This is a genomic window from Hippea maritima DSM 10411 (assembly GCF_000194135.1).
Taxonomy (GTDB): domain Bacteria; phylum Campylobacterota_A; class Desulfurellia; order Desulfurellales; family Hippeaceae; genus Hippea; species Hippea maritima.
In genome coordinates this window covers 1,375,001-1,388,714 of sequence record NC_015318.1, presented here as the reverse complement: position 1 = coordinate 1,388,714, position 13,714 = coordinate 1,375,001, and the positions used below count along the sequence as shown (strand labels likewise).

Genomic DNA, 13,714 nt, shown 5'->3' with positions numbered 1-13,714 from the left:
ATGTGAGGGGGTAAAATGTATAAATTTTTTGTTGCTATATTTTTGCTTTTTTCTGTTAATGCTTTTGGGTTTAGCTCTTTTGAGGCTAAGTATAAATTTGATTTTAGTGGTCTTACAGCAGGATACGGCACTCTCTCTGTAGAAAAGGATAACTCTACATATAAACTCAATTTCAATGGAAAAACAACAGCTATAGTTAGATTTTTTTACAGACTTGATGTTAATATAGAAGATATTTTTAATTATAGGCAAAAAAGAAGTGTTATGTATAAAAGCTATCAAAAGACATCAAGAAGTTTTAAGAAAGTTTCTGTAAAATTTGACAATGCAACTTACGCTGATGTTTTATATGAAAAAAACAACAATGCAAAAAAATATAAAATAACCTCAAAAAATGGTGTTTACTCCCCTTTGTACGTCTACCTTTTCTTTTTAAATAGAAAGTTTGAATTTAATAAAATCTACTACAAAGATGTTGTTGTATCAAAGCATTTGTATAGGGTAACTATAACGCCACTACAAATAGAAACAATAAACTTGGATTTGTTAGGTAGAAAAAAGGGAAAAAGAAAGGCGTTAAAGGTTTCTTTGGCTTTTTACAAGTTAACCAGAGAGGGAGCGCTTAAGAAGAAAAAAGAGGTTAAAAAACTCTTTGCCTGGATTTCTATGGATGATCCAAAGGTTCCTTTACTTATAGAGATGTGGCATATTATAGGTAAATTCAGGGCGCGTTTGGTTTCTTTAGAGGTTTACTGATGCCTTTTTGTTTTTTCTGTTTTGGCTATAATGGTATTATGGAGTTAGTATTTTTGGAGGTGCTAGATGGCTTTTGTGCATTTGCATAACCATTCAGAATATAGTCTGCTTGATGGTGCAAGCAGAATAAAACATATGGTGGAGAAGGCCAAAAATAGCGGCATGCCTGCGGTAGCCCTCACAGACCACGGCAACATGTTTGGGGCTTTGGAGTTCTACAAAACCGCAAAATCAAATGGCATAAAGCCCATACTTGGCTTTGAGGGATACATATCACCTACGACATTGGATGATAAACAAACAAAGGGTAATTATCACATAACACTTCTTGCCAAAAACAAGAAAGGCTATGAGAACATAATGTACCTATGTAGTATGGCTTTCTTGAAAGGCTTCTATTACAAGCCACGCATAGACAAAAATCTACTAAGAGAGCACTCAGAGGGCATCATAGCAGGTAGTGCTTGCCTTCATGGGGAAGTTCAATTGAGACTTTTAGACAACGACTTTGAAGGTGCAAAAAAGGTTGTTCAAGAATACAAGGAGATCTTCGGCAAGGAGAACTTCTTCCTTGAGATCATGAGGCATGGATTGGAAGACCAGCAAAGGATAGACAAGGAAATAATAAGATTGGGTTTAGAAACAGACACACCCATAGTTGCTACAAACGATTGCCACTACTTAAACAAAGAGGATGCTATAGCCCAAGATGCTCTCCTTTGCGTTCAGACAAATAAGCACTTAGACGACCAAGACAGGATGAAGATGGGTTCTCAGGAGTTTTATTTCAAAACCGAAGAGGAGATGCTGGAAGTTTTCAAAGACAATCCAGAGTTTGTCCATAACTCTAAAGTAATAGCAGACATGTGTAATGTGGAGTTAGAGTTAGGCAAACTTGCACCGCCCCATTATCGTACACCCGATGGTTCAGATGAAAAAGAATATCTGCGCAGGCTTGCTTATAAAGGCTTGGAAGAAAAAACCGCGGGTTTTGATAATGGTAAAAAGGAATTGTACAAAAAGAGACTTGAACATGAGCTTGCTATAATAGAACAGATGGGCTTTTCAGGCTACTTCCTTATCGTTTGGGACTTTGTTAATTATGCTAAGAGAAATGGTATTCCTGTTGGTCCTGGAAGGGGTTCTGCAGCTGGTAGCCTTGTTTCATACTCAATTGGTATAACAGACATAGACCCGATAAAATACAACCTCCTATTTGAGCGCTTCCTTAATCCGGAAAGGGTAACAATGCCAGACATAGATGTGGACTTCTGCGCAGAAAGGCGTGATGAGGTCATACACTATGTGAGGGAGAAGTATGGGGAGTATAATGTAGCCCAGGTCATCACCTTTGGAACGATGGGCGCAAAGGCTGTTGTTAGGGATGTTGCTCGTGTTATGGGTTTCCCCTACAAAGAAGCAGATAGAATAGCCAAGATGATACCAAACGGTGAAGATTTAGATGGTGCAATAAAATCCAATACCCAACTAAAACAAGAAATAGAAAAAGACGATAATGTTAAGAAACTCTTTGAGATATCAAAAACACTTGAGGGGGTTAAACGCCATGCCTCCATTCATGCAGCAGGCGTTGTAATTTCTACAGAGCCCATCTATAAAAGCTGTCCCCTGTACAAAGCGCCGGGTGAAGATACTATAGCCGTTCAATTCTCAAAAGATTTTCTGGAAGACATAGGGCTTATTAAGTTTGACTTTTTGGGGCTTAAAAACCTGACCGTTATAGATACTACGGTAAAGCTTATTGGCAATGGGTTTGATATATCTAAGATTCCGCTTGATGATAAAGAAACATACAAACTTTTACAAAAAGGCGATACACTTGGCGTTTTTCAGCTTGAGTCATCCGGAATGCAAAGGCTTATTATGGATTTGAAGCCCACTGTATTTGAAGATCTAATAGCCCTTGTGGCACTATATAGACCGGGCCCGTTAGGTAGCGGCATGGTTCAAGACTTCATAGATAGAAAACACGGCAAAAAACCCATTGAATACCCGTTGCCTGAACTTGAGGGTATTCTAAAAGATACATACGGAATAATACTGTACCAAGAGCAGGTTATGCAGATAGCAAGTAAACTTGCAGGCTACTCTTTAGGTGAAGCAGATATCCTAAGAAGAGCAATGGGTAAGAAGAAGAAAGAAGTTATGGATCAGCAGAGGGGCATCTTTGTTAAAAGGGCTGTCGAGCGCGGGGTGTCCAAGGAAAAGGCAGAGGAGATTTTTGATTTGATGGCAAAATTTGCAGAGTATGGTTTTAATAAATCTCACTCTGCTGCCTATGCCTACATTGCCTATCAGACGGCGTATCTGAAGGCACATTATCCAGCATACTTCATGAGTGCATTACTAACAAGCGAAAAAAACAATACGGATAACATAGCCAAATATATAGAAGAGTGTAATCGTATGAAGATAACCGTGTTGCCACCGGATATTAACGACAGCTTTCACGACTTTGCCGTTGCAGAGAAAGACGGTAAAAAGGTTATCAGATTTGGTTTTTCTGCCATAAAGAACGTAGGAGATGCTGCAATAGAAAACATCATTGAGATTAGAAAAGAATCTAAGTTTGAAAGCATATTCGACTTTTTGAAGAGGACTGATACAAGAAAGGTTAATAAGAAAGTATTGGAAAGTCTTATAAAGAGCGGGTGTTTTGATTCCCTGCATCAGAATAGGGCTACTCTTTTGGCTTCTGTAGATGTTTTACTTGATTGGGTTTCAACCAATGCAAAAAAGGCCAATAAAAAGATGGTGGCTCTTTTTGGGTCTACTAAACAAGAAGAGGCTTATCCTGAACTTATTGATGTTGAAGAGCTTACCCAGGAAAAGATCTTGGAATATGAAAGAGAGCTCCTGGGTTTCTTTGTAAGCTCAAATCCGCTGAGCAAGTACGAAAACATGGTAAATGCAGTTATTACAGCAGACAGCGAAACAGCCTCAACTGTTTTTGATAAAGAGGTTGTAATGGCGGGGATACCTGTGGCTATAAGGAAGATGAAAACAAAAAGAAAAGAGTCTATGGCCATTGTTAAGTTTATGGATCTTAAGGGAACATTTGAAGCTACAGTATTTCCCAAACTCTATGAGAAATATGGGAAGCTTTTTGATGAAAGTAAGCTTCTTATTATTATAGGCAATATAGATCCAACTACAGAAAAGGTTAACCTTATTGTCAAAGATATAATTGAGTATAGTAAACTATCCAACTATATTGATGGTGTGGAGGTCTTTTTGAGCGAGAAAGATATAGGCTCTATTGAGAAAATAAAGACAATACTCCAAAGGAATAAGGGCGATAAGCCACTATTTATAAGGTTTAAAGATAAAAATGCGCTTTATACAGTACATACCTATATGAAAATAGCTGCAACTGCTACATTACTTGAGACTTTAAAGAAACATAACATAAGAGTCAGACTTGCTTTTAAGAAGGAGGGATATTGATGAAAATATTAATAACAGGCACAGCTGGTTTTATAGGGTTTCACTTAGCGAACAAACTTGCAAAAGATGGTTTTGAAATCGTGGGTATTGATAATATAAACGATTATTACGATGTAGGGCTGAAATACGCAAGGCTAAAAGAGTCTGGCATTGAGGAAGCCAAGATAGAATACTCCAGACCCGTTAGGTCTTCAAAGTACAATAATTACACATTTGTTAGGCTTGATTTGAAGGATAAGGAGGGTGTAGATGCTCTCTTTAAGGATTTTGGATTTGATGCTGTATGTAATTTAGCAGCTCAGGCGGGTGTTAGGTATTCTTTGAAAAATCCGTATTCTTACATAGATAGCAATATATATGGTTTTTTGAATATACTTGAGGCCTGCAGACATTTTGGTGTTGAGAATTTAAGCTTTGCCTCATCCTCCAGCGTATATGGCTTAAACAAAAAACAGCCCTTTTCAGAAAAACACAATGTTGACCACCCCATTAGTCTATATGCTGCAACAAAGAAATCTAATGAGCTGATGGCCCACACCTATAGCTATTTATACGGCTTAAGGATTACTGGGTTGAGGTTTTTTACTGTCTATGGTCCTTGGGGTAGACCCGATATGGCTCTTTTTAGATTTGTTAAAAATATATTAGAGGATAAACCTATAGATGTTTACAATTATGGCAAGATGGAGAGGGATTTTACCTATATCGACGATATAGTGGAGGGTATTGTTAGGGTTATAAAGAACCCTGCAAAACCCAATGAAGAATGGAATGCTTTAAACCCCGACCCTTCAAGTTCTAAGGTTGCTTATAGGATTTACAATATAGGGAATAATTCGCCGGTAAGTCTTGATATGTTCATTAAGATAATAGAAAAAGAGCTAGGCAGAAGAGCAAAGAAAAACCTTTTGCCCATGCAGCCTGGTGATGTTGAATCAACCTACGCGGATGTATCTGCATTAATAGAAGAATTGAATTACAAGCCGCATACGCCACCTGAGATAGGTATAAAGAACTTTATTGAGTGGTATAGAAGTTTCTATGGGGTATAAGTATGCCGAAAAAGGAAAAACTACCATCTACTCAGGCATTGAGGTTTTTAAGGTCGAATGAGGTTAAATTTAAACCCTATTTTTATAAATATATTGACCACGGTGGGACTTTAGAATCTTCAAAGCAGCTTAACGTAGAAGAGCACAGAATAGTTAAAACGCTTATTTTTGAGGATAACTCATCAAAGCCTTTTGTAGTCTTAATGAATGGAGATTATGAAGTCTCATCTAAGAAGCTTGCCCGAGTTTTGGGTGTAAAAAACGTTAAAATAGCTCCTTCTGAGAAGGCTGAGAAGTATTCTGGTTATAAGGTTGGTGGTACATCGCCTTTTGGCTTAAAAACAAAGATGAATATTTTTGCTCAAAAGGATATATTTGAATTTGATACAATTCTGATAAATGGTGGCCAACGTGGTTTTTTAGTTGAAATAAGCACTGAAGATTTAAAAAAAGTATTGAATTTAATAGTTGTGGATGTAGCGATTACTAAAAAATAAATAATATCAGACAAAAATTTCACTTTTTAAAAAATTAAACAAAAATTAATCTATAGATAAATTTTTTCATTGACAATGGTAGGGTTTTGTTATATTTTAAGGGTTAGGGGTAGTTCGTTAATTTTTAATTGGAATTTAATTTTTAGGAGGTGTGTATGAGGAAGCTCGTTTACGGATTGTTGGCATTTGTGTTTATGCTAACGCTTGGTTTTAGTGCCAATGCAAAGGTTACTTTTGTCACCATAGGAACAGGTGGTGTTACAGGAGTTTACTATCCTGCTGGTGGCGCTATTTCCAAAATGGTTAATGCCAAATTTAAACAGTATCACATCAAAATGACTGTAGAATCCACTGGTGGTTCTGTTTACAACATTAATGCAGTATTGAGTGGTGATCTTGATTTTGGAATCTGTCAGTCTGATAGGCAGTATGAGGCTTGGTATGGATTGGCAGAGTGGAAGAAGAAGGGTCCTCAGAAGAATTTAAGAAGTGTATTTACCCTTCATCCTGAGTCTATTACACTTGTTGCATCTGTAAATAGTGGAATAAAGAGTGTTTATGATCTTAAGGGTAAAAGGGTTAATTTAGGCAACCCGGGTTCTGGTCAGCTTCAGAACTCAAAAGATATTTTGAAGGCCTTTGGTATTTCTTTAAAGGATATTAAGCCAGAGTATGTAAAGGCTGTTGAGGCGCCCGGTTTACTTCAAGATGGTAGGATCGATGCATTTTTCTATACAGTAGGGCATCCAAATGGAAACATAAAAGAGGCAACAAGTGGCAGAATTAAGGTTAGGATTGTTCCTATTACCGGCAAGCCTGTTGAAAAACTCCTTAAAGAACATCCATACTATGCAAAGGCTGAGATACCTGTAAAGAAATTCTACCCGATGGCTGCAAATGAAAAGCCTGTTATCTGGACTGTTGGTGTTAAAGCTACTGTTGTTACAAGTAAGAACGAACCGGATAATGTAGTTTATGCTATAACTAAAGAGGTCTTTGATCATTTAGATACATTCAAGAAGTTGCATCCGGCATTTTCCATTCTCACAAAGAAAAATATGCTTGAGGGTCTAACGGCTCCTATACATCCCGGGGCTTTGAAATACTATAAAGAAAGTGGTCTTATAAAATACATACCAAAGAATCTTATTAAATAACAAGCTCTAACTGATTTGAATTTCTCGGGTGGCTTTTGCCACCCATTTTTTTTGCCAAAAACCTTTTGGAAGGGGTTTTTTATGGATGAGAAAAAAAGAAAACTTGTAGAGGAACTGATAAAGGAAGATACAGGCGATGTAAGGATACTCAATAAGTATGAACATGCCCTTGTTATGTTTGTTGGTGTTAGCTGGGCAATATTTCAACTTTTAATAGCAAGCGTATGGACGCTTGATTCCACTTTCGCACGTTCCATACACCTTGCATTTGCTATGGCGATGATATTTTTGTCTGTCCCATTTTTTAAAAAGAAAAAAATAAAGGCCTTACCGTTTCTGTCTCAAAGAGAAGGGATTCCAATAATGGATTATGTATTTGCAGCTATAGGTGTTGCTACAGCTCTTTATATAACTGTTGAATGGAATGGTATATCCATGCGCATGGGCTCGCCCAGTTTAACTGACGTTGTTTTCGGGGTGGCTTTAGTTGTAATGGTGTTTGAGGCAACAAGGAGAGCTGTAGGACCTGCTTTGCCTGCTGTAGGAATACTTTTTACGATCTACGGTTTTTTAGGACCCTATCTTCCAGATTTGCTGGCTTATAAAGGCGTTACACTTGATAAATATGTCAGTCAATTATCTTTATCCACTGAGGGCATTTTTGGTATTCCTTTGAGGGTTTCTACAAATATTGTCTATCTGTTTGTTTTACTCGGTGCTATGCTTGATAAGGCTGGTGCAGGTAAATTTTTTATCGATCTTGCCTTTGCTGGGCTTGGGAGATATAAAGGAGGACCTGCGAAATCCGCTGTTGTGGCAAGCGGCTTAACCGGTCTTGTATCGGGTTCATCGGTTGCAAATGTTGTTACAACAGGAACATTTACTATTCCTCTGATGAAAAAAACAGGTTATCCTGCAACTAAGGCAGGAGCTACAGAGGTGGCGGCAAGCATTAATGGTCAGCTAATGCCACCAATTATGGGTGCTGCTGCATTTATTATAGCTGAATATGTCAATGTTCCTTATATTGCCGTTGTAAAAGCCGCATTTATTCCGGCTCTGGTTGCATATATCACACTGTTCTATGTTTCCCATTTGGAGGCAAGTAAACTTGGGCTTAAGGGTTTGCCTAAAGAAGAGTTGCCCAACGCTAAAGAGGTTTTGAAAAATGGATTCCATTATTTGATTCCTATTACTTGGCTTGTTGTTGAATTGATGGTTTTAAGGCACTCCCCTGCTATGTCTGCTTTTAGAACAATTATTATACTTATTTTTGTTATATTGTATCAGGAGATTATGAAGGTTAAAAAAGAAGGAGCGACCTTTGCTGATGCTATCAAAAATTCCCTTAAACTCACGGCTGAAGCATTTGTTTCCGGCTCAAGAAATATGGTTATAGTGGCTTTAGCTTGTGCTTCTGCTGGTGTTGTGGTGGGTCTTGTTGCCACAGGTATAGGAAGTATGATAACAGAGCTTGTAGATGCTATGTCCCATGGAAACATATATTTGTTGTTGATCATTACGGCTATGGCAAGCTTACTTTTGGGTATGGGTCTTCCTACAACGGCAAATTACATCGTTATGGCATCTTTAACGGCTCCTGTTATTGTTACAATTGCTCAAAATTACGGATTTTTTGTTCCATTAATGGCAGCTCATCTATTCTGTTTCTATTTTGGAATCATAGCTGACGATACACCGCCTGTGGGATTGGCTGCATACGCTGCTGCGGCATTGGCCGATGCCGATCCTATACCAACAGCAGTCCAGGGGTTTATTTACGATATGAGAACAGCTATCTTGCCCTTTATGTTTGTATTTAATCCGGATTTAATACTCCATCATATAACAAGTTGGCCTAAGATAATAATGATATTTGCAATGGCTGTGTTAGGTTCTTTTGCTTTTGCCAGTGCACTTCAAGGATGGTTCTTAACAAAGAATAAGTGGTATGAGATACCGTTCTTCTTGTTTACATCATGGGTGTTATTTAATCCAGCTGGTATTTTGCATTGGCTTCACTTGCCAACCAATATGAAATATTATATGTATTTTATCGGTTTGGGTGTATTTGCGCTACTCTACCTTGAGCAAAAAATGAGGATAAAATCAAAGCCAGCAATGGCTGCTTAAAGGGGTGAGGTATGTCTTGTGTTAACATGAATGTTGTAGATTTGCCTTTATCTGCCACGCTTGAGATAAATGAAAAAAGCAATCTTATGATTGCCCAAGGAAAAAAGGTTTATAAACTTGGTCTTGGGCAATCACCTTTTCCTGTTCCTGTGCCTGTTGTAGAATCTTTAAAAAAATACGCTTATATTAAAGACTATTTACCTGTGAAGGGGCTTTATGAGTTAAGGGAGGCTGTAAGAAAATATTATTTAAAATCCCAAGGAATTGAAATTGAGACTGATAACATCTTGATAGGTCCGGGATCCAAAGAGTTGATGTTTATAGCACAGCTTGTTATGTATTCTGAGTTGCTTTTACCTTCCCCAAGCTGGGTTTCGTATGCCCCTCAGGCAAAGATCCTGGGCAGGAAGGTGTCCTGGCTTAACACAACAAAAGCAAATGATTGGCTACTTAAAGCTGGCACGCTTGAGGAGTACTGCAAGAATAATCCCAATACATCAAAGGTTATGATTCTTAACTATCCCAACAACCCAACCGGCAAGACATATAACGAGGGTCAGCTTAAAGAGATTGCTGAGGTTGCACGAAGGTTTGGTGTAATTATTATCTCGGATGAGATATACGGCGAATTGCATCATGAGGGTAAACATATATCCATAGCTAAATTTTATCCAGAAGGAACAATAATTAGTAGCGGCTTGAGTAAGTGGTGTGGTGCTGGAGGTTGGAGGCTTGGGACATTTGCCATACCAAAAGAGTTGTCTTGGTTGGCTGATAAGATGGCATCGGTTGCCAGCGAAACATTTACATCAGTCAGTGCACCTATTCAGTATGCTTCCATAAGGGCTTTTGAATTTGATGATGAGATTGTTGATTATCTAAATCGCAGCAGAAGGATCCTTAAAGGTTTGGCGTTGTATATCTATGATAGCTTTAACAAGGTTGGAATAGATACGCCGCTTGCTGATGGGGCATTTTACTATTTACCCGATTTTTCTAAGCTGAAGGATAAACTGAACAGAAAGGGTATATACACAAGCAGGCAGCTCTGCAGCACTGTTTTGGATGAAACCTCCGTTGCATTTTTGCCGGGTGATGATTTTGGAAGGCCTTCTGATGAGTTTACAGCAAGAATAGCATATGTTGATTTTGATGGTGAGGTTGCTTTAGAGGCTGCAAAGAAAGAGGAAGTTGATGAAAAATTCTTGCGCAAATATTGTGCAAATACTATTGAGGCTATAGATAGAGTATGCGATTGGGTTTCAGGGCTATAGGGAGCCGTTAAGGGTAAAAATGTGTAAAAGTGTAAAAGTTATTTTTTTGTTTAAAATACATAATTATTTTGGAAAAAGTTTGGTTTTTTGGTTAAAAAAGCAGGTGGGCTTTTTAGGGAATGCTTATTTGAATAGGCTTTTTACAAATTTTAATTTTCTAAAAAATTACCCTTGACTTTTCCCCCAAAGTGTATTATATTCTCATTCCGTCGCTTGGAAGCGACACGGTCTTTTAAAAGCCAAGATGGAAAGATAGCCCTGGTTGATATAGAGTTTTAGCCAGATAAGATAATCTTTCTTTTCATGTTTTAACATGAGAGTTTGATCCTGGCTCAGAACGAACGCTGGCGGCGTGCCTAACACATGCAAGTCGTGGGAGAAAGTCTCCTTCGGGAGACGAGTAAACCGGCGCACGGGTGAGTAACACGTGGGTAACCTGCCCTGAAGTCCGGGATAACCCACCGAAAGGTGGGCTAATACCGGATAGTTCCCCTGCACTTATCTTAGAATACAAGAGGATGGTAGAAGAGGTTATGTGTTTTGTCCTTTACCTCTTTTACTCTTTTAATTCTCTGTGTTTTAAGATAAGTGCAGGGGGGAAAGGTGGCCTCTGCTTGCAAGCTATCGCTTCAGGATGGGCCCGCGGCCTATCAGGTAGTTGGTGGGGTAACGGCCTACCAAGCCTACGACGGGTAGCTGGTCTGAGAGGATGGTCAGCCACACTGGAACTGAGACACGGTCCAGACTCCTACGGGAGGCAGCAGTGGGGAATATTGGGCAATGGGGGAAACCCTGACCCAGCGACGCCGCGTGGAGGATGAAGGCCTTCGGGTCGTAAACTCCTGTCAGAGGGGAAGAAGGTGCGAGGGCTAATACCCCTTTGCACTTGACGGTACCCTCAGAGGAAGCACCGGCTAACTACGTGCCAGCAGCCGCGGTAATACGTAGGGTGCGAGCGTTGTTCGGAATCACTGGGCGTAAAGCGTGCGTAGGCGGGCCTGTAAGTCCAACGTGAAAGCCTTGGGCTCAACCCAAGAACTGCGTTGGATACTGCAGGTCTTAGAGTGCGGGAGAGGTGAGCGGAATTCCCGGTGTAGGGGTGAAATCCGTAGATATCGGGAAGAACACCGGTGGCGAAGGCGGCTCACTGGAACGCAACTGACGCTGAGGCACGAAAGCGTGGGGAGCAAACAGGATTAGATACCCTGGTAGTCCACGCCCTAAACGATGGACGCTGGGTGTCGGGAGGTACTCTTCCCGGTGCCGTAAGCTAACGCGTTAAGCGTCCCGCCTGGGGAGTACGGCCGCAAGGCTAAAACTCAAAGGAATTGACGGGGGCCCGCACAAGCGGTGGAGCATGTGGTTTAATTCGATGATACGCGAAGAACCTTACCTGGGCTTGACATGCTGGTGGTAGTGAACCGAAAGGGGAACGACCCTTACCTTCGGGTGAGGGAGCCAGCACAGGTGCTGCATGGCTGTCGTCAGCTCGTGTCGTGAGATGTTGGGTTAAGTCCCGCAACGAGCGCAACCCTCGCCCTTAGTTGCTAACGGTTCGGCCGAGCACTCTAAGGGGACCGCCAGGGATAACCTGGAGGAAGGTGGGGATGACGTCAAGTCATCACGGCCCTTATGCCCAGGGCTACACACGTGCTACAATGGGGTGGACAAAGGGTTGCAAACCCGCGAGGGTGAGCTAATCCCAAAAACCATCCCCCAGTTCGGATTGCAGTCTGCAACTCGACTGCATGAAGCCGGAATCGCTAGTAATCGCAGGTCAGCTACACTGCGGTGAATACGTTCCCGGGCCTTGTACACACCGCCCGTCACACCATGGGAGTCGATTCTACCGGAAGACGGTGGGCTAACCCCTTTTGGGGAGGCAGCCGTCCATGGTAGGGTCGGCGACTGGGGTGAAGTCGTAACAAGGTAGCCGTAGGAGAACCTGCGGCTGGATCACCTCCTTTCTAAGGTGTGCATTATTAAAACTTTATTGCCAGCGCTGTCTTCCATCTTGGCTATTACTGTGTATAGGTCACAGAGCCAAGGGATTGAGGGCCTGTAGCTCAGCCGGTTAGAGCACTGTGCTGATAACGCAGGGGTCAGTGGTTCGAGCCCACTCAGGCCCACCAGTGGGGGCTTAGCTCAGCTGGGAGAGCGTCTGCCTTGCACGCAGAAGGTCAGCGGTTCGATCCCGCTAGCCTCCACCAGTAAAAAATCCTTTAGCCCTGTGGCCAACACGGGTGATCTTTTAAAAAGCAATGAAGAGGAGAAAACAAGCCGCAAATAAATAGGGGAAATTTAAGTACCTAAGCATTAAAGAACATGGTATGAGCCTAAGCTACTAAGGGCATGCGGTGGATGCCTTGGCGATGGCAGGCGATGAAGGACGTGGTAGGCTGCGATAAGCCTCGGGGAGCTGCCAAACAAGCTTTGATCCGGGGATTTCCGAATGGGGCAACCCGGTGAGGTAAACCCTCACCGTCCACCTTGTGTGGACGCTAACCCGGTGAACTGAAACATCTCAGTAGCCGGAGGAAAAGAAATCAACCGAGATTCCGCGAGTAGCGGCGAGCGAAAGCGGAACAGCCCAAACCCTATACGTGTTAAAGGGCGCACCCGTTGCGTATAGGGGGTAGCGGGACAGATGGTAGGCCTGGTGCGCACAGGCCGGAGCCTGAGTTATTCTTAGTCGAAGTGGTTGGGATACCACGCCATAGAGGGTGAAAGCCCCGTAGGCGAAAAGAATAACTTTAGACTCTCCCGTCTGTTCCCAAGTAGGTCGGGACACGTGGAACCCTGACCGAATCTGGGGGGACCACCCTCCAAGGCTAAATACTCGCCATCGACCGATAGTGAACCAGTACCGTGAGGGAAAGGTGAAAAGAACCCCGGTCGAGGGGAGTGAAATAGAACCTGAAACCGCATGCCTACAATCAGTTCGAGGGCTATGTGCTTTGCACAGCCTGAGAGCATGCCTTTTGCATAATGAGCCGGCGAGTTGCTCTACAAGGCGAGGATAAGAGGTATTAAGCCTCGCATCCGTAGCGAAAGCGAGTCCGAATAGGGCGTTTAGTCTTGTGGAGCAGACCCGAAACTGAGTGATCTATCCATGGCCAGGGTGAAGGTGGGATAAAACCCACTGGAGGCCCGAACCGGTGTAGGTTGAAAACTGCTCGGATGAGCTGTGGATAGGGGTGAAAGGCCAATCAAACTCAGAGATAGCTGGTTCTCCCCGAAATATATTGAGGTATAGCCTCCCGGTAAGGACGGCGGGGGTAGAGCACTGATTGGGCTAGGGGGCCCACCAGCCTACCAAACCCAGTCAAACTCCGAATACCGCCTGTACCATCCGGGGGAGTCAGGCTACGGGCGAC

The 13,714-nt window shown here is 41.8% G+C and carries 7 protein-coding genes, 2 tRNA genes and 2 rRNA genes (1 of these 11 only partly in view); all 11 read left to right on the top strand.

What is annotated here, in order from left to right:
* The first annotated feature begins 15 nt into the window (after window positions 1–15).
* A complete protein-coding gene (locus HIPMA_RS07285; protein WP_013682389.1) occupies window positions 16–756 on the top strand; it encodes a DUF3108 domain-containing protein in 741 nt (246 codons plus the stop codon).
* A gap of 66 nt (window positions 757–822) precedes the next feature.
* Window positions 823–4,224 carry a DNA polymerase III subunit alpha gene (gene dnaE / locus HIPMA_RS07280; protein ID WP_013682388.1) on the top strand — a complete coding sequence of 1,134 codons (3,402 nt, stop codon included), beginning with the start codon at window positions 823–825 and terminating at the stop codon, window positions 4,222–4,224.
* The gene (locus tag HIPMA_RS07275) at window positions 4,224–5,276 is read left to right on the top strand and encodes an NAD-dependent epimerase (protein ID WP_013682387.1); all 1,053 of its coding nucleotides are present in this window, start codon (window positions 4,224–4,226) and stop codon (window positions 5,274–5,276) included. Before dnaE ends, HIPMA_RS07275 begins: the two co-directional genes overlap by 1 nt.
* A gap of 2 nt (window positions 5,277–5,278) precedes the next feature.
* Window positions 5,279–5,773, top strand: a complete 495-nt coding sequence (locus tag HIPMA_RS07270; RefSeq protein WP_013682386.1) for a YbaK/EbsC family protein — start codon at window positions 5,279–5,281, stop codon at window positions 5,771–5,773.
* 155 nt (window positions 5,774–5,928) lie between these two features.
* The gene (locus HIPMA_RS07265; RefSeq protein WP_013682385.1) at window positions 5,929–6,930 is read left to right on the top strand and encodes a TAXI family TRAP transporter solute-binding subunit; all 1,002 of its coding nucleotides are present in this window, start codon (window positions 5,929–5,931) and stop codon (window positions 6,928–6,930) included.
* A gap of 81 nt (window positions 6,931–7,011) precedes the next feature.
* Window positions 7,012–9,063: a TRAP transporter permease gene (locus tag HIPMA_RS07260; RefSeq protein ID WP_013682384.1), complete on the top strand. Its 2,052-nt coding sequence runs from the start codon at window positions 7,012–7,014 to the stop codon at window positions 9,061–9,063.
* Between the two features lie 11 nt (window positions 9,064–9,074).
* A complete protein-coding gene (locus tag HIPMA_RS07255; RefSeq protein WP_013682383.1) occupies window positions 9,075–10,337 on the top strand; it encodes a pyridoxal phosphate-dependent aminotransferase in 1,263 nt (420 codons plus the stop codon).
* A 309-nt stretch (window positions 10,338–10,646) separates the two neighbouring features.
* Window positions 10,647–12,304 (top strand): 16S ribosomal RNA (locus HIPMA_RS07250).
* Between the two features lie 88 nt (window positions 12,305–12,392).
* Window positions 12,393–12,469 (top strand) — tRNA-Ile (locus HIPMA_RS07245).
* Between the two features lie 2 nt (window positions 12,470–12,471).
* Window positions 12,472–12,547, top strand: a tRNA-Ala gene (locus HIPMA_RS07240).
* Between the two features lie 124 nt (window positions 12,548–12,671).
* Window positions 12,672–13,714: ribosomal RNA gene (locus HIPMA_RS07235) — 23S ribosomal RNA — on the top strand; it runs 2,253 nt beyond the window's last position.
* The 16S and 23S rRNA genes sit together here with 2 tRNA genes alongside, the layout of an rRNA operon.

Excerpts from the sequence above, each read along its gene's own strand:
- HIPMA_RS07285 (WP_013682389.1), top strand. The coding sequence starts at position 16 with ATGTATAAATTTTTTGTTGCTATATTTTTGCTTTTTTCTGTTAATGCT.
- HIPMA_RS07275 (WP_013682387.1), top strand. The coding sequence starts at position 4,224 with ATGAAAATATTAATAACAGGCACAGCTGGTTTTATAGGGTTTCACTTA.
- HIPMA_RS07265 (WP_013682385.1), top strand. The coding sequence starts at position 5,929 with ATGAGGAAGCTCGTTTACGGATTGTTGGCATTTGTGTTTATGCTAACG.
- HIPMA_RS07255 (WP_013682383.1), top strand. The coding sequence starts at position 9,075 with ATGTCTTGTGTTAACATGAATGTTGTAGATTTGCCTTTATCTGCCACG.
- dnaE (WP_013682388.1), top strand. The coding sequence starts at position 823 with ATGGCTTTTGTGCATTTGCATAACCATTCAGAATATAGTCTGCTTGAT.
- HIPMA_RS07270 (WP_013682386.1), top strand. The coding sequence starts at position 5,279 with ATGCCGAAAAAGGAAAAACTACCATCTACTCAGGCATTGAGGTTTTTA.
- HIPMA_RS07260 (WP_013682384.1), top strand. The coding sequence starts at position 7,012 with ATGGATGAGAAAAAAAGAAAACTTGTAGAGGAACTGATAAAGGAAGAT.